Source organism: Ruegeria sp. H6, from assembly GCF_056532975.1.
Genome location: NZ_JBQFOA010000017.1, coordinates 41,189 through 64,537, shown reverse-complemented (window position 1 = coordinate 64,537; position 23,349 = coordinate 41,189). Strand labels below are relative to the sequence as shown.

Below are 23,349 nucleotides of genomic sequence, written 5' to 3'. Positions count from 1 at the left end.
ACAATCTCTTCGGGCTTCGGTCTCTTGTTTGCCATTCGTGGTCCTCCGTTTCCTAAACATAACGGTGGACCAGTTCAGTTGGGGAGGCTCACTTGCCCATGCGAACTAACTGTTTCCCTACCCTCCGTTGAGCAAAGAACTGCTCTGTTAGCTAAATCAGTTTCTTCTTGAACCGCCTCGACATAAGAGCCATTAGTGAGCGCGAACTATGGACCAAGGATGATTGTGAGAACTTTGGAGTGCGAACTCGACCTCCCGTTCAAGGGAAACCGTGGCTATATTCAGAGCGCGGACATTTTCGATGCGTGTGCAGCAGAAATTATCAGTTCTTCAGGGCTTCCAAGGGACTTGGACGCTTCCTTTGTATTCCGGTCGCTTCTCTCAACACGCATGAGGCTGCTTCTTCCCGAGACGGGTAACATCGAAACAAACCCAGTAAATTTGGGTGCAGATGTGTTTGGGGAAATCGTCCTTAAGAGCAGCGAGGGTCGGTATATCGGCTATATGGTCAGGGACGAACGTGAAGCCCGACAACGAAAGCAAGATTTTGAGGGCGAACTGAAGGGCGAGGCCACTATCTGCGGCAAGAGCATTGTTCTTGCTCAGCGCAATGCGAAACTGACTCCGATTGAGACAGCCGTAGCGCTAACCAAACTTTTGCACACCTCGATAGTCAGCAACCAAGTCAAATGGCTAGCAACTCGCCTGCAGTTCCCCATCGGATTTTCCGGATCGCGATTTCAGACAATGACTGTAAAAATCGAGCGCAACGCCAACGATAAAGCTACGCATTCGGCGGTGTCATGTGATGGAAAACCTGTGGGCAGCGTAATGTTCAATGCGGTGCCATTGAAAGGTTAGTGATGTGTTCGGAATAGAAGCAATATCAAGTTACGTGCCCAAGCAAAGACTCAGCAACGTCGACAAATGTGAAGAGTTTGGGATTACTGAGGATTTTCTTGACAGCAAGATCGGCACACGCTCGCTTCCCGTTAAGGCTGAAACCGAAGATACCTCTGATTTAGCCGTCAAAGCGGTCGAGAGCCTCATCGGCAACTCTCGGCTTGAAAAGAGCGATATCGATGGTCTGGTCGTTTGCACTCAAAACCCTGACAGTTACGGTTTGCCGCACACTTCCGCGATCGTTCACGGCAAGCTGGGTTTGGAAAAGCAATGCGCTGCATTCGATATATCGTTGGGATGTTCGGGTTTTGTTTACAGCGCGAGCGTGATATCAGCGTTCGCCGAGGCGCATGGGTTGCAAAATGTGGTTCTGGTCACCAGCGATCCCTACTCTAAAGTTGTGTCAGCCAATGACAAAAACACGCGATTGCTTTTTGGAGACGCCGCAACAGCGACACTATTCTCAAATGGCCATAAGCGGTTGGTCATTCGAAAGGCCCTCTTTGGAACGGATGGTGCCGCCGGGTCGGCTCTTCGGGTTCGAGATGACGGTCAACTTGAGATGAACGGTCGTGCTGTATTCAACTTTTCCGCCACAACGGTGCCGGATCAGGTCCGCGACCTTATAAAACAGAGCGGTATGACGTTCGAAGATATCGACTATTTTCTGTTCCACCAGGGCAGTAAGTACATTCTCGATACACTCAAAAAGCGCTTGAACTTGCCAGAAGACAAGATAGTGACGACTTTGGCTGAAACCGGAAACACTGTGTCGTCAAGTATTCCTATTCTGTTTGAGAGTTTGATCCAAAAAGACGTGGCAGCTAACAGGTTTCTGATGTCAGGTTTCGGCGTGGGTTTATCTTATGCGTCGGCAATAATGGAGTGGAAATCCGATGACTGAAAACGAAATTCGCAATAATCTCCTGTCCATCTTGGATGATGTGGCACCTTCGGTGGAGATGACGGCGGACAAATCGGATGAAAACCTTGGCGATGTCGGTTATGACAGCTTAGATCAAAGTAGCTTTGTTCTAGGAATCGAAGAGGCATTCACGATTTCAATCTCGGATGAGGAACTTGAGAATTTAGCTACGCTAAATCAGTTTGTCAGCTTTATTTCTGCAAAGTTGGATTGATGCCATACGACTTGCCGCATTCTTGGTTTTCATCAAAGTTGGCACATCAGGGGAAAGTCGATCTGGATTCGCCTGTTGATTTCCCACTGTCTTCGGTGGCTCCGCTCGGCGACACTGCAGAAGGAAGCTTAACTTTTTACTCGGGGTCACCTGAAAACGCGGAAGAAGCGTTGGGTGGTGTGTCATCGGGGTGTGTCGTGTGCATTTCTCCGGACGCCCGCCAAAAAGTCCTGAGACGCGACATTGGTTTTCTTGTCGATCCGCATCCGCGATTTGCATTTATCCGGTTAGTCGACATCATTATGAGTGGGCATGTTTCAGCTCCCGAAGAAGTCTCTCCTCTCGCGGCTGTGGACGCAACTGCATATATCGGCAACAACGTTTCAATAGCGCCTTTCGTCACTATTGGCGCAAATGCTCAAATCGGGGATAATTGCGTTATCAGTGCGGGTGCGTTCGTCGATGACCGCGTAACGTTGAAGAGCGGTGTACGCATTGGCCCGAATACCACGCTCGGCGTCAGTGGGCAGGCCAGTGAAAAAGACGAAAATGGGCGTCATATCGGGCTCTATCACTTCGGAAGTGTCGTCATCGGTGCGGAGACAAGAATTGGTGCCAACAGTGTTGTTGTGCGTGGATCCCTACAGGATACAGTTATTGGTGACAGGTGCACCATCGGACACAGAGTAAGCGTAGGACACAATTGTTGCATTGGTGATGATTGTTTTGTCTCTGCAAATGCGACTCTGGCAGGCAGTGTGGATATGGGAAATGATGTGTGGGTCGGCCCAGGCGCGACTATCCTAAACAAAACAAAGATCGGAGACGAAGCAATCATAGGTCTTGGGTCCGTGGTTAGCAAAAACATCGACGCTGGAAAATTCGTTGTTGGTAATCCGGCACGTGAATTGAGACAAAGCGACCCAACACGCTATAACAGGAAAAACCAGTGACTAACTCGTCCAATCAAGATGCGCTGCTTCCTTTACCAGGTGACTACAAAAACCTGATCTCCGACATAGCCGCCGAAGGTTATCAGTTTCCGAAGTTCCTGGACTTTGACGCTAGCAAGAAGCATGTACTGCTGCGTCACGACGTGGATATATCGATCGATTGCGCCCACCAGCTTGCGCTGATTGAGCATGAGATAGGTGTGAGTTCAGCCTATTTCGTTCTTTTAAGGTCAAATTTTTATAATCCGTTTTCTGGCAACCATACACAAAAGCTGCGTGAAATTATCGACCTAGGGCACGATATTGGCCTGCATATCGATTTATCGGTCTACAACTGTCGCCCGGATGAAATCCATGGCCACGTTGTCAACGAAGCGCGCATGTTGAGTGAATTGGTTGAAGTCCCAATCTATCTTGTGAGCTTCCATCGCCCGACTACATTGATGCGAAACATTGCTTACGAGCACATAAAACTACCAGGTTTTGTCAATCTTTACGAACCTAGCCTGTTCAGAGATATCGGATTTGTGAGCGACTCCAGAGGTGGGTGGTACCATGGTCATCCACTTGAACATTCTGCAGTCAAACAAGGCAAGTCTTTTCAGCTCCTGACCCATCCGATTTGGTGGGTTGATGTCAAAGGCGAAACCGCGGTCGATCTGTTAAACAATTTCGCCGAAAGTCGATCGAAAGACTATATGGACCGTTTCCGAAACGAGTTCAGAATCCTGCGATAAATCATGCATAGCAAGGATCTCAAAAGCCAAAACTGATCTAGGTAGAGTGCCATTGGTAGTCTCAGTTGTGGTGCGCGATTGACGTTCCAAAAACCAAGTTGCGCAAGTACTTCGATCTGGATACCTAGTGATCAGACTTGCACTTAGAATTTATGGATAACCAAATGGCTTGGCTAAAGCTGAACGCAAACTTGCATGAAACCATCTTGCGTCGCTTGTCCAAAAAGGATCGCCAAGAGGCTGCAACGCTTCGAAAGCAAGCTAGAGCGGCACTGAAAGCAAATGACTTTTCTGCAGCTTCAAATGCTGCAATCGAATCGATCAAACGAGATCCCACGTCTCGAGAAGGAATAAACCTTCTCTTGAGAGTGCAAAACCGCTCAGCGAAATTGGCGCGAGACGGGCAAGTAGAAGAATTTCACATCACAGGCCTGCCGGAACTATTGGTCACGCTACAAAAACTTCGCCTGACTTCCGCTTCGAAAACCGAAGCGTTAGCAGTGGTGTACGCCTTGTTAGGGAACCCAACGAAAGCGATAGAAACTCTCAATCAATTGCCAAACATAAATAGTGACTCTGTCCTTTCCACTCGGCTAATCGGACTTCTGGTCAAAGAGATAGACGAAGTCGATTTATTCCATCAACTTTGGGCGCTTTTAGATCAGTTTGGGGTTTCACATGACGACGATATGCGAGACGCGGCGCTTAGAGGAATGCTGACGTTATCAATGAAATTTGGAACGTCGGTCGAACGCGTTCATCCACTTCAGGATCCAGAAACATTTGGCGAATTTACCAAAATTGTAAAAACCGGCAAGCCAGCCGTCGCCTCATTTCCCCCACAACTGCAGACAGCAGTCGCTTCAAGACAGGTCGCATCCAAGCGAAAAAACGGTCGGCGCGCTAAAAAAAATCTTCTTATTGTGTCCGATAACTGGAATTTCTTTTCTCCGATTGCCGAAGAACTCGAAGATAGCGAATACGTAGTCCGCTATTTGGATTTTGAAATCATAAGATCTGCCTTTGCGCAATCGGATTCTTCTCTTGAAATAAATCGACAAACTCGGAATTTGATCGCAAAACCCAAACCTGAAGAGGTTCTGAATGAGTTGGCAAAAACAAACCAGGTGGCGAGCGATCTGATCGAATGGTCGGATGTTGTTTTTTGCGAGTGGTTTACCGACAATGCAGTCTGGTTGAGCCGCTATTTACCTGAAGGCAAAACACTCATTGCACGCCTTCACAGCTACGAAGCCTTTTCGAATTTTCCCTTATTAGCAAACTTGTGCAGGTTCGACGGGTTGGTGTTCATTGCATCACACATACGCGAAATTTTCACTTCGCTCGTCGGTCACGAGAACCTTGCCAACTGCACTATGTCAGTCGTTCCCAACGCGCGCGACCTTCCAAATTTGTCATTCGCAAAACGGGATACCCAAGCGCAAATGACAGTTGGAATGACACAGTATGCTTCGTCAAATAAAGATCCCATTTTTGCTCTGGATATCCTTCAAAAATTGAAAGCTGCTGACCCCCGTTGGCGCCTACGTTTCGTTGGGAATCCCTGGCCCAATCTGCTAACGGACAAGGAAGACGAATATCGACATCGTTTTACTGAACGCGTGGCCGAGTTTGGCGACAACGTATTGATAGAGGGATATACCAACGACATTGCCAGTTGGTATCGCTCAGTTGGTTTTGTTTTATCTGCCAGCAAACGGGAAGGCAGCCATGAAAGCCTTGTCGAAGGCATGCTGACCGGCGCGGTTCCTGCCTTAAGAGCCTGGCCAATGATGCATCCTTTCGGCGGCCCAGCATCAGTGTTTCCTGGAATTAGCAGCTTTGATACTCCGGAAGAAATTGCACAGTACATTCTCGACGCTTGGGCACAATTCGAAAACAGTTCTCAAAGAGCGGTAGAGTACGCCAAGCAACATGTGGATTCAGTCGACCCAATCGGAGAACTACTGGGGTTGATTAGAACCGTCAGCAAGTAAAGCAAATTTCGCAAGGATAGCGATAGTTCCAGTGACGGGCTTCAAAACTGATCAAAGACCTTTTTTACCTCCGAGCCGCCGAATATGGATTAAGAAAAATAGGAGTTATTGCGGCAATTTGTTCGATCTCCGCTTAAACTGCTTTCACTGCATCAACTGATTTTTTTGCGATTCAATTAATTACAGAAAATATGATTTTGCCGTTTGGGGGAAGAATGAGGCGCAGATTCGATTGCGAAGAATGTCACTGTTTCTACATTTTAATTTTTTGCCAAAGACTATTGGAAAATCTATACCGGCCCGCAGCAAATCTTTCGCTGCATCGCAATGCCCGCCTCTCTGGTCTTTAGGGCAGACGCAATTTGTCGGCGATAGCAGGTTATTTCTCTACGCCATTCTAAATGCTTCACATTCATATTATTGGGCCGGTTTTGAACAAACTTGCTGCCAGGTGCCAGCTAATGTGTCTCCTAGCCGACCTTAAGGGCAATCAAATCTTCTGTATTTCTACACTTAATGGAAAGAATTGGCGCACCTGAGAGGATTCGAACCTCTGGCCTCTGCCTTCGGAGGGCAGCGCTCTATCCAGCTGAGCTACAGGTGCCTTGGCTGTTAGCTACCTTTGATCTGATCCGTGTGCAACTGCAAATGCGCGCACCGCGTGGCGAATTTGCGTTGGGTCAGGCGAAGAGGTCGTGAGCCAGTTCCAGGGCATCGATCAGCGTATCGACCTCATCCACCGTATTATAGAGGCCAAAGCTGGCGCGGCAGGTCGCCGTTACGCCTAGATGATCCATCAAAGGCCCGGCACAGTGATGTCCGGCGCGCACGGCAACGCCCTTTTTGTCGAGGATGGTCGAGACGTCATGCGCGTGCCCTGCCCCGTCCAGCGTAAAGCTGAAAATCGCGGCCTTGTCGGGCACGGTGCCTTGCACCTGCAGCCAGTTCAGTCCGGTCAGGCGCTGCATGGCATAGTTTCGCAGATCAGCTTCATGCGCGGCGATGGCGTCCATTCCAAGATCCATCATGTAGTCCAGCGCAACACCCAATCCGATGGTCTGAACAATGCCCGGTGTTCCGGCCTCGAACTTCATCGGCGGATCGTTGTAAATCACCTGATCCTTGGACACTTCCTTGATCATGTCACCGCCGCCGATGAAGGGGCGCATCTCGGCCATGCGTTCGGATTTGATGTAGATCGCACCCGAACCGGATGGACCGTAAAGCTTGTGCCCGGTGATGGCGTAAAAATCGCAGCCGATATCCGGCACATCGACCGGCATATGCACGGCACCCTGACTGCCATCGACCAGAACCGGCACACCTTTGGCATGGGCGCCCTGTGTAATCGCCTTTACGTCCACAACCGTGCCCAGAACATTTGAGCAATGGGTCACTGCAACCAGCTTGGTTTTCGGACCAATCGCGTCGATGACAGCCTGCGGATCCAAATGGCCGGTGGCACCGACATCCACCCATTTCAGCACTACACCCTGTCGCTCGCGCAGAAAGTGCCAGGGCACGATATTGGCATGATGCTCCATCACGCTCAGAACGATCTCATCCCCGGCATCCAGGCGCGGCATGGCCCAGCCATAGGCGACAAGATTGATCCCCTCGGTCGTGCCCGAGTTCAGGACGATCTCATCCTCATTTGTAACACCCAGAAAACGGGCGACGGTGCCGCGCACGGACTCGTATTTCTCGGTCGCGAGGTTGGACAGATAATGAAGCCCCCGATGGACGTTCGAATATTCATGCGCATAGGCATTGGTCACCGCATCAATCACGACCTGAGGCTTTTGCGCAGAGGCCCCATTATCCAGATATGTCAGCGGCTTGCCATTCACTTCTCGTGAGAGAATGGGAAAGTCAGATCGGACTTTTTGAACGTCATACATGTGCAGGCACACCCATCATTGGTCCCCCGACAAGGGACAATAGAACAGTGAATGCGACGGCGATGGCAATCGCGGACAAGATCAGAACCCCCAGCGCCTTCAAAGGCGATCCGAAACGATGGGCCTGATCGATGAAGTGGACAGTGATGAAGAGCCCAAGCAGGAACATCGGAATGGCCAACAACGGCAAAAGACCTGGGACAAGCATGGTCACGACCAAACCTGCGGCCTGCACGATGACCCGCAAGTATTGCAGCCAGACCATCAAGGTCATGATGTCGTTGAACGTCCCGACCCCGCCAAGTTTCTTGCCGACCAGGTAGAACGCGCCAATGCTCAGCAGCAGGCTGCCGACCACAGCAATCACATAAAATACCAACGAACCGGCTATGGCCTGAAGTTCGGGGTCCGGCAAGGGAAACAGGAAATTTGACAAAAGATGCAAGATCGCATTCAAAACGACGGCCAATGCCATAGCGATCCAAAGCGTTTCGCGCGCCAGGTTGAGACCCAACAGCCACCGGGCGGCTTCGGCGGGGTTAGTGACTGTCGTGGTAACAAGCGTGCGCAGAGAAATCGGTGTCATGCCTTGCGGCCCTCCGCCCGGATCAGTCCGGATATCCAAAACCACACGAACACCGCAAACCACAAAAAGCCCACGATGGAAAGGGCTGGGCTGGGGCCAATGAATCCGGCCACCAAGCCGTTCAGCAGGATCAAGGGTGCAGTGGCCAAAAGCGCCCAGAACAGCGCCAGCCGTGCACCAAATGAGGTGCCGGAGCCGCCGAACAAGCGTGCAATCAGATGCGAGATCCAGGCGATCAGATAGAAGACCAAGGGCAGAATGATCACGGTTCCCAAAAGTGCGCCACCCATCTGAGCGCTCAGATCCAACCCCTCAAGATGCGCTTTGCGCGCCAAACCGGGCAGCTGTGCGACAAAGGCGATCACACAGAAGGCCATCACAAAAGCCAAAGCCCGATCTTCGCGTTGCCCCATATCCAGAAGCCGGCGCACAACACGCCCCGGCCCCAGATAGGTTGCCACTATGTCAGACGTCAGCGGCATCAGCGGCGGCGGGCCAACCAGCCTTGCAACCGCGTCACGATGGCCTCGGCAAGCCCCTCATCTTCGATCTCTTCTACCGCTTCGGCCAAAAACGCCAGGGTCAGCATATCGGTTGCATCCTGCACCGGCACGCCGCGCGAGCGGAGGTAGAACAAGGCGGTCTCGTCGATTGCGCCCGAGGTCGACCCGTGCGAACAGGCAACGTCATCGGCATAGATCTCAAGCTCGGGCTTGGCCAGAAACTGGCTATCGTCATCCAGCAACAGCGACTGGCTGATCTGATAGCCATCTGTTTTCTGAGCGCCTTCCTTGACCAGAATCTTGCCCTGAAACACGCCGGTGGCGCCGTTGCGCAGCACTTTCTTGAAAACCTGGCGGCTTTCGCAATTCACCGCGTCATGGGTAACAAAGACCGTGTCATCATGGTGAAACTCGCCATCGCCGACACAGGCCCCGGCCACATGCGCCACGGCATCGTCACCGGTCAGTTCAATCACCTGTTCATTTCGGGTCAGAACACCATTCACCGTCAGTGTGAACGATTTGTAAACGGACTCTGCCCCCAAACGGGTGAACATATGAGTCGCCGCGCGACGTTCGTGATCCCGCCCTTGCGCGCGCACATGGTGGAGCGTTCCGCCATCTGCGATATCGATCTCCATACACTTGTTGAACCGCGACGCTGCAGGCCCATTTTCGAGGATTGTCGCCTCGGCCCCGGTCTCCACGCGAATGACATGGTGCAGGATTGCGTCCGAGGTTTCCGATTCATGACGGTAGATCAAGCTGATCGGCTTGGACGGCTTGCCGGTTACGTGAATGACCACGCCATCCGAGGCAAAGGCCGTGTTCAGGGCCGCCAATGGCCGTTGAACCGGCACCTGCCCGTTCGCTTCTAGCGTGCCATACAGGTCCTTGGCCCAATGGATGTCCTTGCAGCACACATCCTCAAGCCGGTCGATGGTCACGCCTTCCAGGGTCAGGTCGTCAGATAGATCGGGATTGAACACGCCATCGACAAACACGATCTTGAGGCGATCAAATTCATCGAACATCGGGCTTTCGTCGTTTGAAAAAACGGCTGCCGAAGGTGCCTCGGCAGACACCAGAGTGTCCGGGCGCGTGTATTTCCAGTATTCGTCCCGACGGCCCGGCAGGCCCATGGCCCGAACCCGCTCCAATGCCGCTTCGCGCGCTTTGCGCGTGCACCCGGCGTCAGGTATGGTCAGAGCGGCCAGACGCTCTTCGGTGGCGGTCTGTTTTGCTTGCGGCAGGGCCATCAGTTCACCTCGGCCAGAATATCTGCATAACCGTTGTTTTCAACTTCCAGTGCCAGTTCGGGGCCACCGGATTTCACGATCCGACCGTCAGCCATGATGTGAACGACATCCGGTTTGATGTGGTCCAGAAGACGCTGATAATGCGTGATCACCAGGAACCCACGCCCTTCATCGCGCAAAGCATTCACGCCTTCCGACACCAGTTTCATCGCGTCCACGTCGAGGCCCGAGTCGGTCTCGTCCAGAATGCACATTTTAGGTTCCAGCATGGCCATCTGAAGGATTTCGTTGCGCTTTTTCTCACCGCCCGAAAAGCCGACATTCACCGGCCGTTTCAGCATATCGGCATCGATCTTCAGCGCCTTGGCTTTCTCGCGCACCAGCTTCAGGAAGTCCGCCGCCGACAATTCCTCTTCTCCACGCGCCTTGCGCTGCGCATTTACCGCGGTGCGCAGGAACGTCATGTTACCCACACCTGGGATCTCGACCGGGTATTGGAACGCCAGGAATACACCCGCTGCCGCGCGCTCTTCCGGCTCCATCTCCAACAGGTCTTCTCCGGCCAGAGTGGCCGACCCATCGGTGACTTCATACCCATCGCGGCCAGAAAGCACATAGCTGAGCGTCGACTTGCCCGACCCGTTCGGCCCCATGATCGCATGTACCTTGCCAGCCTCGACCGTCAGGTCCACACCTTTGAGGATCTCTTTGTCTTCTTCCTCAAGTTTCACGTGCAGGTTTTTGATTTCCAGCATGTTTTTCTCTCTATCTCATAAGCGCCGCTCTTTTGCGGACGGTATTTGTTGACGATCTTGGTCAGTCTTCAACCAAGAAGTTTGATCGCTCCAAGCCCAACTGCCATGCCAGCAAAAGCTCCAAGTGCGAAACTGCTAGGGGTCTTTCCATTTGCCGAGATTAAGTGTCGCGCGGTCAAAACAAACCAAATCGGAATAACCACGAACCATGCTATCGACAAAAGCGCCACTGGGGCTCCATACAGGCCCGGTGTATCGCTATTTCGAATGCTCTCGGGTGCCATATCCGAAATCCGTTGGATGTTGTTGAACAACCAGCAGACGCCAAATGATGCGACCAATCCCCAGCTAAACATACCGGCATTAATCGTCCGGATATTACTCGCAGGCCTTACTAGTTCAGTTGCCGATGTGTTGCTTGCGCCAATTCTTTCCAGACGCGCCTGAAAATTCTCATTGGGCATGTTCAGCCAACCGACCCTTCAAGCGAGATCGCTACCAGTTGCTGCGCTTCCATGGCGAACTCCATCGGCAGCGCTTGCAGGACGTCCTTGCAGAACCCGTTGACGACCAGCGCCACGGCCTCTTCTTCGTCCATGCCACGCTGACGGCAGTAGAACAGTTGATCGTCATCCACCTTGGATGTCGTCGCCTCATGCTCCACGCGCGATGAGTTGTTCTTGACCTCGATATACGGGACCGTATGCGCCCCGCATTTATCCCCGATCAGCAAACTGTCGCACTGGGTATAGTTGCGGCTGTCCTTCGCCTTGGGATGCATCGACACAAGCCCGCGATAGGTGTTTTGCGCCTTGCCGGCACTGATCCCTTTCGACACGATCCGCGACTTGGTGTTCTTGCCCAGATGAACCATCTTGGTGCCGGTATCAGCCTGCTGATAGTTGTTGGCGATGGCGATCGAATAGAACTCACCCTGGCTGTCATCGCCGCGCAGGATGCAGGATGGGTATTTCCAGGTCACGGCCGAGCCGGTTTCGACCTGCGTCCACATCACCTTGGACCGGTCGCCCCGGCAATCGGCGCGTTTGGTCACGAAGTTATAGATGCCGCCCTTGCCGTTCTCATCCCCGGGGAACCAGTTCTGAACGGTTGAGTATTTCACCTCGGCGTCTTCTTCGATGATGATCTCGACCACCGCGGCGTGCAGCTGTGCGGTATCACGCTGCGGTGCGGTGCAGCCTTCCAGATAGGACACGTAAGAGCCCTTGTCGGCGATGATCAGTGTCCGCTCGAACTGGCCGGTGTTCTCCGCATTGATCCGGAAATAGGTGCTCAGCTCCATCGGGCAGCGCACACCCGGCGGCACGTAAACGAAAGACCCGTCCGAGAACACGGCCGAGTTCAGAGTCGCATAGAAATTGTCGGAAACCGGCACAACAGACCCGAGGTATTTCTTGACCAGTTCGGGATGCTCGCGAATGGCCTCAGAGATTGAACAGAAAATGACCCCGGCCTTTTTCAATTCGGCTTGAAAGGTCGTGCCGACCGACACCGAGTCAAACACGGCATCGACAGCCACCTTGCGGCCTTCCGCCGGCGCGTCCTCGGCGCCTTCGACACCGGCCAGAATCATCTGTTCTTTCAGCGGGATACCCAGCTTTTCATAAGTCGCCAACAGTTTGGGATCGACCTCGTCCAAGGATTTGGGCTTTTCCTCCATCGATTTCGGACGGGCATAGTAATACTGATCCTGAAAGTCGATCTTGGGATAGCTGACCATCGCCCAGTTCGGCTCATCCATCTGAGTCCAGCGTTCAAACGCGGCCAGACGCCATTCGGTCATCCACTCGGGCTCTTCGTTCTTTTCCGAGATCAGACGGACGATATCGGGGTTCACGCCCTTGGGCGCGTATTCCATTTCGATATCGGTTTCCCAGCCGTATTTATATGTGCTGACCTCGCGCACCGCATCCACGGTTTCCTGATCGACACCCTCTTTCACCTGGGTCTGGTCCAAAGCGGCCATAAGTTACCCTCCGTCAGATCACGCGGCGCGCGCGCGATGCTTTTTCTCTTTTTCCAGCCACGTTTCGGCGAAACGCAGCACGTCTTCTTCCGTCGTCTCCGGCCCCAGCGACACGCGTATTGCGCTGGCCGCTGTCACCTCGTCGTATCCCATCGCGGTCAGAACGGCGCTTGCGCGCACTTTCCCGCTTGAGCAGGCAGAACCAGCGCTGATCGCAAATCCTGCCAGGTCCATCTGCATGACCTGTGTTTCGCCCTTCCAGCCCGGTGTCGCAAAACACAGCGTGTTCGGCAGCCGATCCTGACCTTTCCCGACAAAAATAGTCGCTTGTGATCCAGCCTCAAGGGCCTTTTCTAGAATATTTCTAAACTCCGCAACCTTTTCCCAAACACCATTTGCCAAGTCTTTGGACGCAGCTTCAGCTGCGGCCCCGAACCCCGCTATTCCAATGACATTTTCCGTGCCCGAGCGCCGACCCATTTCCTGACCACCGCCTTTGATTTGTGCGGGCAGATCCGTGCCGCGTTTCATCACAACCGCACCGATCCCTTTTGGCCCGCCCAGTTTATGGGCCGAGACCAGAGCCATCCGCACACCAAGCCAGTTGAAGGCCACGGGCAGCTTGCCAAAGGCCTGCGTAGTATCGGTGACGGCAAGACCTTCGGGTAGCTGCTGGACAATACCGGTTTCGGAATTGGCCAGTTGCAAGGTCGCCTGCGTCGGCTCGAGCACCGACACGGTGCCATCTTTAGAAACGGGTAAATCTTCAATAATCCAGGATCTTACGGCATCATGCTCGACTGCAGCGCCGTGCAATCCCTGCCCAGCCAGTGACAGCGCTGCGCCTTCCGTCGAACCCGAGGTAAAGACGATATCTGCACCATCCGCCCCAAAAGCCGCAGCGACCTGCGCCCGCGCACGTTCGATTACCGCCTTGGCAGCGCGACCTTCGGCATGGACCGAGGACGGATTCCCGCACTGCTCCATCGCTGCGATCATGGCTTCGCGCGCTTCGGGGCGAAGCGGGGTGGTCGCATTATGATCCAAGTAAACACGCTTCATAGATATATCTTTTTCGACGGGCATCCGGGCCCAGTTTCAAAAACCGCTCGGGTCACGAGGCTAGTCGTCCACGACGGCAAACAGGTTGGGCACCGCAGGACACGGGGCAAGGCCGTTGTCGATCACGTCAGACAACCGGGTCTGATGCAGGAATACGTACACATTTGCGCTCAGGCTCTCCCACAGACGATTCGTCAGGGATTGCGCACGGCTGCCGGAGGAACCGCCAGAGGCACCTGCCCCTTTGTGCATCGCGTCCACCGTCTCGTCCACAGCGGCCAGAATGTCGACCACGCGGATATCTTCAACCGGACGCGCCAGCCTGTAGCCACCGCCCGGGCCGCGCACTGAAGATACCAGTTCGGCCCTGCGCAGCTTGACGAACAACTGCTCAAGATAGGGCAACGAGATATCCTGACGGTCCGAGATTTCACCCAGGGTCACCAGCTTGTCCGACGGCTGCAGCGCGATGTCAGCCAGCGCAACCATGGCATAACGGCCTTTCGTCGACAGCTTCATTTCATTCCCCTTCGGCAAGAACAGCGCGAAAACATTGACGCCGCCGCAGCCAGTGCGTATCTCCCACTGACAGCGTATTTGCGCAACATAGATGTAATTAGAACCGTTCTAAAGTACCCGATGATTACCGTCAAGATAGTCTCGGGTCCGATACGGCAAAAAACAGGACCAAAGCACACATGCCCGAGGTGATTTTTCCCGGACCCGAAGGCCGTCTGGAAGGCCGCTACCACCCGCAAAAGGAAAAAGACGCGCCGATCGCCATCGTGCTGCACCCGCACCCCCAATTCGGCGGGACCATGAACAACAAGGTGGTCTATAATCTGCACTACGCGTTCTACAATATGGGCTTCACCGTGTTGCGGTTCAATTTCCGCGGCGTGGGCCGCAGCCAGGGTGAATATGACCAGGGCGTGGGCGAGCTGAGCGATGCCGCGTCAGCGCTGGATTATCTGCAATCCATGAACAACAACTCCAAGCATTGCTGGGTTGCCGGGTTCTCGTTCGGCGCGTGGATCGGTATGCAACTGCTGATGCGGCGGCCCGAGATCACGGGCTTTATCAGCGTATCGCCCCCCGCCAACATGTATGACTTTTCGTTCCTTGCGCCCTGCCCTTCGTCGGGCCTGATCATCAACGGAATGTCTGACCGTGTCGCGCCGCCCTCGGACACAGCGGCTTTGGTCAACAAGCTGCACGAACAAAAGGGCATCACCATTACCCACAACGAAGTCGAAGGCGCGGACCACTTCTTTCAGGATCGGCACATGGACACGCTGATGACCGATGTGACCGACTACGTCAAACGCAGGCTCACCGAGAATACGCGCTGATGTCGGATACGATCGGAACGCTGGCCGCAAAGCTGGCCGAAGACACAATGAAAGTCATGGACGAAACCGGCGAAGATCGATTCTACGTCGAAGTCGGCGAAGTGCTGGGCGCAGCCTCGCAATCTCTGGAAGAGGCGTTTTTGACTGAAATCCGGGTCCGTTTGGCCGAACGTACCGCACGTCAATACGTTGTCAAAAAGCTGACGGATCATCGATCAAAGCTCAAGGCGATCGAAAAGAAATAGCCTCAGAATACTTCCGTAACCCACTGAGAAGAAATAATAAGGAGCACACGTGCTCCTTATTAGTGTCGCTCGGCCGGCGCTACACAGGAAACTCTATCAACCGTTCAACACTTTGGGCTGCATCTATGTCGACGGACCCCCCGTCTGCAAGCCACCCTAACGCCGCGATCAAAACCGAAACGATGATGATCGACTTTGCAAAAGTCGTCATTTTATCAAACTCGTTACAATGTTTACTAAAAACTGCCCCTTCCTTATCACAGACTTACACACGTGCGAAGTCGGGATTACCTGACCTTTGGTCAACCTTACCCCTGCCACGCATGCCAGGACTTCATCTGCCGAGCCTTCGGGATCTTGTTTAAACCATGTCGCCAATGCGCGCTGAGGACATTGAGAATGCCCAAAATCTATCTGATCCTTTTGCTGGCTGTTGCCGCTGAAACCATCGGAACCACCGCCTTGCAGGCGAGCCAGCAATTTACGCGGTTGCTGCCGTCGGCTGTTGTTGTCGTGGCATATGGCATATCTTTCTATCTTTTGGGTCTGACCTTGAAACACATGCCTGTTGGTATCGTTTACGCGATATGGTCCGGGCTTGGGATCGTGCTGATCGCGCTGATCGGATTCGTCGTGTTTGGCCAGAAACTGGATTGGCCCGGAGTGTTGGGTCTGGCGCTGATCCTGTCCGGCATTCTCATCATCCATGTTTTTTCCAAGACCGCAGGGCATTGAACACGGGTTAGGGCTGGTAACTTTGAGCAAGCCGCGATATGCGCCGGGCCAACTTCCCGTTCAAAGGCTGACCTCTCATGGACCTGCGCAATATCGCCATTATCGCTCACGTGGACCACGGCAAGACGACCCTGGTGGATGAGCTGCTTAAACAATCCGGTGCATTCCGGGAAAATCAGGCCGTGGCTGAGCGCGCCATGGACAGCAATGATCTGGAGCGCGAACGCGGCATCACCATCCTTGCCAAGGCTACGTCGGTCGAATGGAATGGCACCCGGGTCAACATCGTTGACACCCCGGGCCACGCCGATTTCGGTGGCGAGGTTGAGCGTATTCTCAGCATGGTCGATGGCGTTGTCCTGTTGGTGGATGCCGCCGAAGGCCCGATGCCACAGACCAAGTTCGTGACCTCCAAAGCGCTGGCGCTTGGCTTGCGCCCGATCGTGGTTCTGAACAAGGTCGACAAACCCGACGCCGAGCCAGACCGCGCTCTGGACGAATGCTTTGACCTGTTTGCCAACTTGGGCGCAGATGACGACCAGCTTGATTTCCCGGCCATGTATGCCTCGGGCCGTTCGGGTTGGGCCGATATGGAGCTGGACGGACCGCGCAAGGACCTGAGCGCCCTGTTCGATCTGATCGTTGATCACGTCCCCGCCCCCAGCCAGGTCGAGAAAAAAGACGAACCGTTCCGCATGCTGGCCACAACCTTGGGCAGTGACCCGTTCATCGGCCGTATTCTGACTGGTCGCGTTGAAAGCGGTACGCTGAAAGCAGGCGACAGCCTCAAGGCGCTAAGCCGTGACGGCACGGTGATTGAAAGCTTCCGCGCGTCGAAAATTCTGGCCTTCCGCGGCCTGGCACAGCAGCCGATTGATCAGGCCGAAGCGGGTGACATCGTCACGATTGCGGGCATGAGCAAAGCCACCGTGGCGGATTCGCTTGTGGCCCCGCAGGTTGAAGAGGCCCTGCCCGCACAGCCCATCGATCCGCCCACCATCACGGTCACTTTCGGTATCAACGATTCACCGCTGGCAGGTCGTGACGGTAAAAAGGTGCAATCCCGTGTGATCCGTGATCGCCTGATGAAAGAGGCGGAATCGAATGTGGCCATCCGCATTACAGACACTCCGGGCGGCGAAGCCTTTGAGGTTGCCGGTCGTGGCGAGCTGCAGATGGGCGTTCTGATCGAGAACATGCGCCGTGAGGGGTTCGAACTCAGCATCTCGCGCCCACAGGTTCTGTTCCGCGAAGAGAACGGTCAGCGGCTGGAGCCTATCGAAGAAGTCACCATCGACGTGGATGATGAATACTCCGGTTCGGTGATCGAGAAGGTCACAGGCGCGCGCAAAGGTGAGCTTGTCGAAATGCGCCCCGCAGGCGCCGGCAAGACACGCATCATCGCTCATGTGCCCTCTCGGGGTCTGATCGGCTATCACGGCGAATTTCTCACCGACACGCGGGGAACTGGCGTTCTGAACCGCGTCTTCCACGACTGGGCCCCACACAAAGGGCAGATCCCGGGTCGCCGCGCCGGTGTGCTGATATCGATGGAGAACGGTCAGGCCGTGGCTTATGCGCTTTGGAACCTCGAAGAGCGTGGTCGCATGTTTGTTGGCCCCCAGACAGACGTTTATCAGGGCATGGTGATCGGCGAACACTCGCGCGATAACGATCTTGAGGTGAACCCCCTCAAAGGCAAGAAACTGACAAATGTGCGGGCAAGCGGTTCGGACGACGCTGTGCGCCTGACGCCGCATGTACAGTTTTCGTTGGAAGAAGCTATCGCGTACATTGATTACGACGAACTGGTCGAAGTGACGCCGAACGCGATCCGTTTGCGTAAGCGACACCTTGACCCGCATGTGCGCAAACGCATGGCCAAAGCGTCCTGATATCGTCCACGGAACGGCAACAATCGAAGCTCTGTGACATTTTTGCTTACCTTAGGAGAATTCCGTCAAAACCTAAGCCTCAGCGCAGTGGGGGCTTAGGTACTGATTAATCACACTACTCCCCCATAGGTAGAGTCACATTTGATGCTTCCTTAAGCTTTTTCCCCTTGTGTTTCGGGCCAAAGCAAGATGAATGTGTGTTAATAATATGGCGTCGTGGCTTAAGCGACATCGAGTTTTTAACGAGTTCCAAGGAGTAGCGAGATGCGTTTTCTGCCTCGTGTATTTACTATTGCAGTTGCGACAGCAGCCTTCCCGGTGCTGTCATCCCTTCCGGCCCAAGCTTCGGAAATGTGTACCGTGCGCACCGCGAAACAATCGGTTTCGTCGAAGACTTTGTGCGCATGTGACGTGGTCAGCTCGCGAATGCTGAAATACATTCAGCGCCGTGCCGATTTCGAGAGCATTCTGGAAAGGACGCTGATTGATTGTCCCGCCTTTGCTTCGGTCCTGACGGATTTCCCGACAGCCAGCACCAACGCCAACGCTCAGCGTTCCGGCGACGGTCCGGCTGACGAAAGCGAAGTTTCCGAGCTTTCGACAACAGTCACAAGCGGTGGTCCGAATAACAATCCGCCGTCGGACAACCCACCAAGCGATCCGCCGCAAGATCCGCCAAGCAACCCGCCGCAGGATCCGCCGGAAGATCCTCCAGCAAACCCAAAGCCGCCGACCAAAGATGATGATGTAAAGAAGCACAAGAAAGAAGCCAAAAAGAACAAAAGACGCGCTGACAAGCACAGAGACAAGGCTGACGGCTACAGAAAAGAGGCCCAGGACAATCGGTCGAAAGCCAAGGACCTGGCGGACCAAGCCAAGGAACAACGCGACAAGGCGAAACGGAAGAAGGCTGACATAGACTTCCTGCGTTCGCACGGTGACAAGGAAAGTGCCAAAAATCTGAAAGATGATTTGGTTCGTTACCGTGAAAAGGCCAAGGAGCTGAGAGAAGAAGCTAAAGCCTCCCGCAAGGACGCCAAGAAAAACTCCAGCAAGGCCAAGCGGCAGCGGGACAAGGCCAAAGCTCATCGGCAAAAGGCACGTGAACACCGCGCAGCGGCCAAGAGTAAAAAGAACAAGTCTTAATACTCTGACTTTCCACTAAAAAAGGCGGCCCTCGGGTCGCCTTTTCTCGTCTTCAATTTGCTATGTGATCAGCTGCGGCCGTAAACGCCAACCCAGTTGCGCGGCTGATTGGGGTCCTGCATCCGCAGGAACAGATATCGGGTCGCGGCCCAGGGTTTGATGCGGTTGGTCAGATTGTCCAGGACGAGGTCACCTTGGCTGGATCGATAGACCAACACCGCATGTGCGTTGCGCCGCGTGTCCAATACGGTGGCCAGTAGTAGTTTGCTGGGGTCGATCCCGGCCTTGATCAGATCCCGTTTCTTCAAGAGCGCGAAATCTTCGCAGTCACCGCCCAGCGAGGTCGGTAACGCCCAATGTTCGCGCCGTTTATATTGAGACTGATCCGTAATTTCGCGCGTCGAGGCATTTACCCGCCGGTTGATCTGTTTGACCAACTGCAGCTCATGATGGCTGGACATGCGGACCGAAGTTGTCTTGGCGCAGGCCCAGTCATACTGATAGCAAAGCTGGCGCGCGCCAGATGGCGGTGGCGAGGCGACCGCACTTTGAATAAAGGCTGACCCGGTGGCCGATGCGACAGTGCCTGTGAAGAGCGATGCACACAGCACTGCGGCGGCGCAAATTGCGCGTCCTGAAAACCCAGCAGCGTGCTCTGAGACGCCGTCTCGATCAACTTCCACGGTTGTCATGCCTGTCCCTCAATCCTGTTTTTCCGTTCGAGCAGAGTACCGCAGGATTTTATTCGGCTTTTGGAAAGTATCCGTAAACCTGACACCCTGAGCAATCCTCCGTCAAGCTGAGTGGGAAAAACGGCGGAATTTCGTCATTTTTGATGACCATTTCCGCGCAACAAAATGGCAAACCGCGTCACAATGTTGTTGTCCACAATGCCTGAGCAACAAGGCACAAGATTTAACGTATTGAAAATAAACAAAACCCCACCAAGCGAAGGCTCGGCGGGGTCATATACGTGTCAATTTTGAATTATCGCGATCAGGCGATGCCCGACCCTTGGGTGATTCTCAATCAGTGATCTCAACCACGACAAGTTCACGCTCGCTCGCGCCGCGCGCATGATCTAGGGCTTTCTGGTACTCGGGCGAATGATAGCAATCGACCGCGGCCTCAACCGACGGAAAACGCGCGACGACATTTCGGGGCCGTTCTTTGCCCTCAAGCTGCACATACCGTGCAGCGCGCGCGATGAAAGTACCGCCATGCGCGGCGATGGCCGGACCGGCCAATTCCGCATATTTCCCATACGCATCCGTGTCGGTAACCGTAACATGCGCGATCCAGAGTGCCGCCACTTTATCCTCCCAAAACGTGTTCTGCCGCCTTGATCGCCGCATCGGCGTTCGAAGCATCCTTGCCACCGCCCTGGGCCATGTCGGGCCGGCCTCCGCCGCCCTTACCGCCCAGTTCAGCAACCGCCGCGCGCACCAGATCCACCGCAGACAGCGTGTCGGTCAGGTCCGGAGTAACTCCCGCGGCAACAGCGGCCTTGCCACCGGTATCCGCGATCAAGAGCACCGCGCCAGACCCAAGCCGGCTTTTGTGTTCATCGATCAAAGCAGGCAAATCCTTGCCGGAAACCCCGCTCAGTGCCTGCGCAAAGAACGCAACACCATTCACATCGCGGGCCTCGGAAACTCCCTGCCCGGCACCGCCTGCCATGGCCAAGTCCCGGCGCAATTGCGCGACTTCGTTCTGCAATGCCTTGCGTTCGTCCAGCAGACTTTTGACACGCGAAACCACATCATCGGGCTGCGCCTTCAATTCAGTTGCGATCTGGGCCAGGCGGTGATCCTGGGCCGACAGATATTCAAACGCTCTGTCCCCGGTCAGGGCCTCAATCCGGCGCACACCCGCGCTGCTGGCGCTGTCACCCAGCACAACGAACGTGCCAATGTCGCCGGTCTGGCGCACATGGGTGCCACCGCAGAGCTCGATCGACCAGGTTTCGCCGTCCTGCCCTTTGCCGGTCGGGGCCTTGCCCATCGACACGACGCGCACCTCATCGCCGTATTTCTCGCCGAACAACGCTTGCGCGCCGAGCTCGCGCGCATCGTCCGGCGTCATGATACGCGTTTCAACGGTCGAGTTCTGACGGATGAAATCATTCACCTCGCGCTCGACCTTTTTGACTTCTTCCGAGGTCAAAGCTTTGGAGTGGCTGAAATCAAACCGCAGCCGGTCCGAGGCGTTCAGTGACCCACGCTGCGCGACGTGATCGCCCAGCGTTTCGCGCAGCGCCTCGTGCAGCAAATGCGTGGCCGAGTGGTTGGCCCGGATCGCAGTGCGCCGCGCATGATCCACCTCAAGCTCGACCGAGTCGCCTTTTGTGATCGCCCCATGATCGACACTCACGCGATGGGCATAGATTTTGCCTTCGGCGAACTTCTTGGTGTCTTCCACTTTGGCCACATCGTTGCGGTCATCAAGGCGGCGGATCTCGCCCGAGTCGCCGACCTGACCGCCGGCTTCGCCGTAAAACGGGGTCTGGTTCACAACCACCCAACCGCTGTCGCCCTGCTTGATCTCATCCACCAAAGCGCCGTCAATCACCAGCGCGGCAACCTGTCCTTCGGCCTTCTCGGTCTCATAACCCAGGAAGTCTGTCGCCCCGGCGCTGTCCAGCACATCAAACCAAACCGCAAGGTCGGCAGATTCACCCGAACCGGCCCAGGCCGCGCGTGCCTTAGCCTTTTGCTCGGCCATGGCGGCATCAAACCCATCCGTATCGACCGTGCGCCCTTTTTCCCGCAGCGCGTCCTGCGTCAGGTCCAGCGGGAAACCATAGGTGTCATAGAGTTTGAAGGCAGCCTCACCCGGCAAAGGGGCATCCTCGGCCAGGCCCGCAACCTCGTCGTCCAGCAGTTTCAGACCCCGATCCAGGGTCTGTTTAAACCGGGTCTCTTCCAGCAGCAGCGTTTCTTCGATCAGCGCCTGCGCCTGTCCGAGCTCAGAATAATGAGCGCCCATCAATTGCACGAGGGTCGGGACAAGGCGGTGCATCACCGGGTCTTTCGCCCCAAGCAGATGTGCATGGCGCATCGCGCGTCGCATGATCCGCCGCAGCACATATCCACGCCCGTCATTCGACGGCATGACCCCATCGGCAATCAGGAAAGAGGTCGACCGCAGGTGATCGGCAATCACACGGTGATGCACGTTCTGATCACCATAAGGGTCAACGCCCGTCACGTCCGCCGACGCCTCGATCAGCGTTTTGAACAGATCGGTGTCATAATTGTCATGGCTGCCCTGCAACAGTGCACCGATCCGTTCCAGCCCCATGCCGGTGTCGATTGATTGCATATCCAGCTCGACCATCGAACCGTCTTCGAACTGTTCGTTCTGCATGAAAACGATGTTCCAGATTTCGATGAACCGGTCACCGTCTTCTTCGGCCGATCCCGGAGGGCCACCCCAGATATGGTCGCCGTGGTCATAGAAAATCTCGGTGCAAGGTCCGCACGGGCCCGTCGGCCCCATCTGCCAGAAATTGTCACTGGTGGCGATACGTATGATCCGGTCTTCGGGCACGCCGACCTTTTTCCAGATATCAAATGCCTCGTCATCGGTGTGATACACCGTGGCCAGCAGGCGGTTCTTGTCGATGCCGAATTCCTTTGTGATCAGGTTCCAGGCAAACGGGATCGCCTCGGGCTTGAAATAATCACCGAACGAGAAATTCCCCAGCATCTCAAAGAAGGTATGGTGCCGGGCGGTATAGCCGACATTGTCCAGGTCATTGTGTTTACCACCGGCGCGCACACATTTCTGCGCGGTGGTCGCGCGCTTGTAGTCGCGTGTTTCGACGCCGGTAAACAGGTTCTTGAACTGAACCATGCCCGAGTTGACGAACATCAAGGTCGGGTCATTTCGCGGGACCAGAGGGCTGGACGCAACCACCTCGTGCCCCTGCTTGTCAAAATAGTTCAGAAAGGTCGATCGGATATCGTTCAGCGTGGGCATCTGGGCTCTCTCGGCGGGCAATCTGTTGTTCGAACCTCGGTTTATCCCCGTCCCTGCGGAGTGTCCACAGGATAGACCCGTGCTTTGAAGGACTAATCCGGTATCTTCACAGATGGCCAACTATGCTTAGAAACTGCGAATGCCCCGCGCCGCGCCATCCTGGAACGAAACAAGGCGGCCCGACCGGACCGCCCTGCTCAACGTATTCTC

At 54.8% G+C, this 23,349-nt stretch carries 24 protein-coding genes and 1 tRNA gene; 11 read left to right on the top strand and 14 right to left on the bottom strand.

Translation table 11 applies throughout. From position 1 onward, the window contains the following. The first annotated feature begins 195 nt into the window (after positions 1 to 195). The 6 genes from ACR0AG_RS20645 to ACR0AG_RS20620 all read left to right on the top strand — a co-directional run bounded on the left by ACR0AG_RS20645 (position 196) and on the right by ACR0AG_RS20620 (position 5,729). Positions 196 to 861 carry a hypothetical protein gene (locus tag ACR0AG_RS20645; protein ID WP_480842298.1) on the top strand — a complete coding sequence of 222 codons (666 nt, stop codon included), beginning with the start codon at positions 196 to 198 and terminating at the stop codon, positions 859 to 861. Positions 862 to 865: 4 nt separating this feature from the next. Next, positions 866 to 1,807, top strand: a complete 942-nt coding sequence (locus ACR0AG_RS20640) for a ketoacyl-ACP synthase III (RefSeq protein WP_480842296.1) — start codon at positions 866 to 868, stop codon at positions 1,805 to 1,807. Beyond that, a complete protein-coding gene (locus ACR0AG_RS20635) occupies positions 1,800 to 2,042 on the top strand; it encodes a phosphopantetheine-binding protein (RefSeq protein ID WP_480842294.1) in 243 nt (80 codons plus the stop codon). Before ACR0AG_RS20640 ends, ACR0AG_RS20635 begins: the two co-directional genes overlap by 8 nt. Beyond that, entirely contained in the window at positions 2,042 to 2,995 is a 954-nt protein-coding gene (locus tag ACR0AG_RS20630) for a DapH/DapD/GlmU-related protein (protein ID WP_480842292.1), read from the top strand. Before ACR0AG_RS20635 ends, ACR0AG_RS20630 begins: the two co-directional genes overlap by 1 nt. Next, positions 2,992 to 3,732 carry a hypothetical protein gene (locus ACR0AG_RS20625; RefSeq protein ID WP_480842291.1) on the top strand — a complete coding sequence of 247 codons (741 nt, stop codon included), beginning with the start codon at positions 2,992 to 2,994 and terminating at the stop codon, positions 3,730 to 3,732. Before ACR0AG_RS20630 ends, ACR0AG_RS20625 begins: the two co-directional genes overlap by 4 nt. Positions 3,733 to 3,884: 152 nt before the next feature. Continuing rightward, entirely contained in the window at positions 3,885 to 5,729 is a 1,845-nt protein-coding gene (locus ACR0AG_RS20620) for a hypothetical protein (protein ID WP_480842289.1), read from the top strand. A gap of 527 nt (positions 5,730 to 6,256) precedes the next feature. Here ACR0AG_RS20620 and ACR0AG_RS20615 read toward each other — a convergent pair. The 10 genes from ACR0AG_RS20615 to iscR all read right to left on the bottom strand — a co-directional run bounded on the left by ACR0AG_RS20615 (position 6,257) and on the right by iscR (position 14,301). Beyond that, a tRNA-Arg gene (locus ACR0AG_RS20615) sits at positions 6,257 to 6,333 on the bottom strand. A 76-nt stretch (positions 6,334 to 6,409) separates the two neighbouring features. Then, complete coding sequence (locus ACR0AG_RS20610) at positions 6,410 to 7,630, bottom strand: cysteine desulfurase (RefSeq protein WP_480842287.1); 1,221 nt, start codon at positions 7,628 to 7,630, stop codon at positions 6,410 to 6,412. Continuing rightward, positions 7,623 to 8,216: a YIP1 family protein gene (locus tag ACR0AG_RS20605; protein ID WP_480842285.1), complete on the bottom strand. Its 594-nt coding sequence runs from the start codon at positions 8,214 to 8,216 to the stop codon at positions 7,623 to 7,625. Before ACR0AG_RS20605 ends, ACR0AG_RS20610 begins: the two co-directional genes overlap by 8 nt. Beyond that, entirely contained in the window at positions 8,213 to 8,698 is a 486-nt protein-coding gene (locus tag ACR0AG_RS20600) for a YIP1 family protein (protein WP_480842283.1), read from the bottom strand. The genes ACR0AG_RS20605 and ACR0AG_RS20600 overlap by 4 nt, the downstream gene beginning before the upstream one ends. Next, positions 8,698 to 9,978: a Fe-S cluster assembly protein SufD gene (gene sufD / locus ACR0AG_RS20595; protein ID WP_480842281.1), complete on the bottom strand. Its 1,281-nt coding sequence runs from the start codon at positions 9,976 to 9,978 to the stop codon at positions 8,698 to 8,700. Before sufD ends, ACR0AG_RS20600 begins: the two co-directional genes overlap by 1 nt. After that, the gene (gene sufC, locus ACR0AG_RS20590) at positions 9,978 to 10,733 is read right to left on the bottom strand and encodes a Fe-S cluster assembly ATPase SufC (RefSeq protein ID WP_480842279.1); all 756 of its coding nucleotides are present in this window, start codon (positions 10,731 to 10,733) and stop codon (positions 9,978 to 9,980) included. Before sufC ends, sufD begins: the two co-directional genes overlap by 1 nt. A 68-nt stretch (positions 10,734 to 10,801) precedes the next feature. Then, the gene (locus ACR0AG_RS20585) at positions 10,802 to 11,197 is read right to left on the bottom strand and encodes a hypothetical protein (protein WP_480842277.1); all 396 of its coding nucleotides are present in this window, start codon (positions 11,195 to 11,197) and stop codon (positions 10,802 to 10,804) included. A 2-nt stretch (positions 11,198 to 11,199) separates the two neighbouring features. Next, positions 11,200 to 12,720: a Fe-S cluster assembly protein SufB gene (sufB, locus tag ACR0AG_RS20580; RefSeq protein ID WP_480842275.1), complete on the bottom strand. Its 1,521-nt coding sequence runs from the start codon at positions 12,718 to 12,720 to the stop codon at positions 11,200 to 11,202. Positions 12,721 to 12,738: 18 nt separating this feature from the next. After that, the gene (locus ACR0AG_RS20575; RefSeq protein WP_480842273.1) at positions 12,739 to 13,782 is read right to left on the bottom strand and encodes a cysteine desulfurase family protein; all 1,044 of its coding nucleotides are present in this window, start codon (positions 13,780 to 13,782) and stop codon (positions 12,739 to 12,741) included. Between the two features lie 60 nt (positions 13,783 to 13,842). Continuing rightward, positions 13,843 to 14,301: a Fe-S cluster assembly transcriptional regulator IscR gene (iscR, locus tag ACR0AG_RS20570; RefSeq protein WP_480842271.1), complete on the bottom strand. Its 459-nt coding sequence runs from the start codon at positions 14,299 to 14,301 to the stop codon at positions 13,843 to 13,845. A 179-nt stretch (positions 14,302 to 14,480) separates the two neighbouring features. Here iscR and ACR0AG_RS20565 point away from each other — a divergent pair, with 179 nt between their 5' ends. Together ACR0AG_RS20565 and ACR0AG_RS20560 are read left to right on the top strand one after the other, a co-directional pair. Next, positions 14,481 to 15,134, top strand: a complete 654-nt coding sequence (locus ACR0AG_RS20565) for an alpha/beta hydrolase (RefSeq protein ID WP_480842269.1) — start codon at positions 14,481 to 14,483, stop codon at positions 15,132 to 15,134. Continuing rightward, positions 15,134 to 15,379 (top strand): hypothetical protein, encoded by a 246-nt coding sequence (locus ACR0AG_RS20560; RefSeq protein WP_480842267.1) that lies wholly within the window; start codon positions 15,134 to 15,136, stop codon positions 15,377 to 15,379. The genes ACR0AG_RS20565 and ACR0AG_RS20560 overlap by 1 nt, the downstream gene beginning before the upstream one ends. A gap of 79 nt (positions 15,380 to 15,458) precedes the next feature. Here the strand turns inward: ACR0AG_RS20560 and ACR0AG_RS20555 are convergent, their stop codons facing one another. Then, positions 15,459 to 15,590, bottom strand: coding sequence for a hypothetical protein (locus ACR0AG_RS20555; RefSeq protein ID WP_480842266.1), 132 nt, complete (start codon positions 15,588 to 15,590; stop codon positions 15,459 to 15,461). 188 nt (positions 15,591 to 15,778) lie between these two features. On the opposite strand from ACR0AG_RS20555, the gene ACR0AG_RS20550 reads away from it, so the two are divergent. The 3 genes from ACR0AG_RS20550 to ACR0AG_RS20540 all read left to right on the top strand — a co-directional run bounded on the left by ACR0AG_RS20550 (position 15,779) and on the right by ACR0AG_RS20540 (position 19,155). Continuing rightward, the gene (locus ACR0AG_RS20550; RefSeq protein ID WP_480842265.1) at positions 15,779 to 16,114 is read left to right on the top strand and encodes a DMT family transporter; all 336 of its coding nucleotides are present in this window, start codon (positions 15,779 to 15,781) and stop codon (positions 16,112 to 16,114) included. 77 nt (positions 16,115 to 16,191) lie between these two features. Next, positions 16,192 to 18,009, top strand: a complete 1,818-nt coding sequence (gene typA, locus ACR0AG_RS20545) for a translational GTPase TypA (RefSeq protein ID WP_480842264.1) — start codon at positions 16,192 to 16,194, stop codon at positions 18,007 to 18,009. A gap of 264 nt (positions 18,010 to 18,273) precedes the next feature. Further along, on the top strand, positions 18,274 to 19,155 hold the full coding sequence (locus ACR0AG_RS20540; RefSeq protein WP_480842263.1) for a hypothetical protein: 882 nt from the start codon (positions 18,274 to 18,276) through the stop codon (positions 19,153 to 19,155). Positions 19,156 to 19,223: 68 nt separating this feature from the next. Here the strand turns inward: ACR0AG_RS20540 and ACR0AG_RS20535 are convergent, their stop codons facing one another. The 3 genes from ACR0AG_RS20535 to alaS all read right to left on the bottom strand — a co-directional run bounded on the left by ACR0AG_RS20535 (position 19,224) and on the right by alaS (position 23,139). Further along, positions 19,224 to 19,847 (bottom strand): transglutaminase-like cysteine peptidase, encoded by a 624-nt coding sequence (locus ACR0AG_RS20535; RefSeq protein ID WP_480842261.1) that lies wholly within the window; start codon positions 19,845 to 19,847, stop codon positions 19,224 to 19,226. Positions 19,848 to 20,180: 333 nt separating this feature from the next. Then, complete coding sequence (locus tag ACR0AG_RS20530; RefSeq protein WP_480842259.1) at positions 20,181 to 20,468, bottom strand: DUF1330 domain-containing protein; 288 nt, start codon at positions 20,466 to 20,468, stop codon at positions 20,181 to 20,183. Between the two features lies 1 nt (position 20,469). Continuing rightward, on the bottom strand, positions 20,470 to 23,139 hold the full coding sequence (alaS, locus tag ACR0AG_RS20525; protein WP_480842257.1) for an alanine--tRNA ligase: 2,670 nt from the start codon (positions 23,137 to 23,139) through the stop codon (positions 20,470 to 20,472). Positions 23,140 to 23,349: the final 210 nt, after the last annotated feature.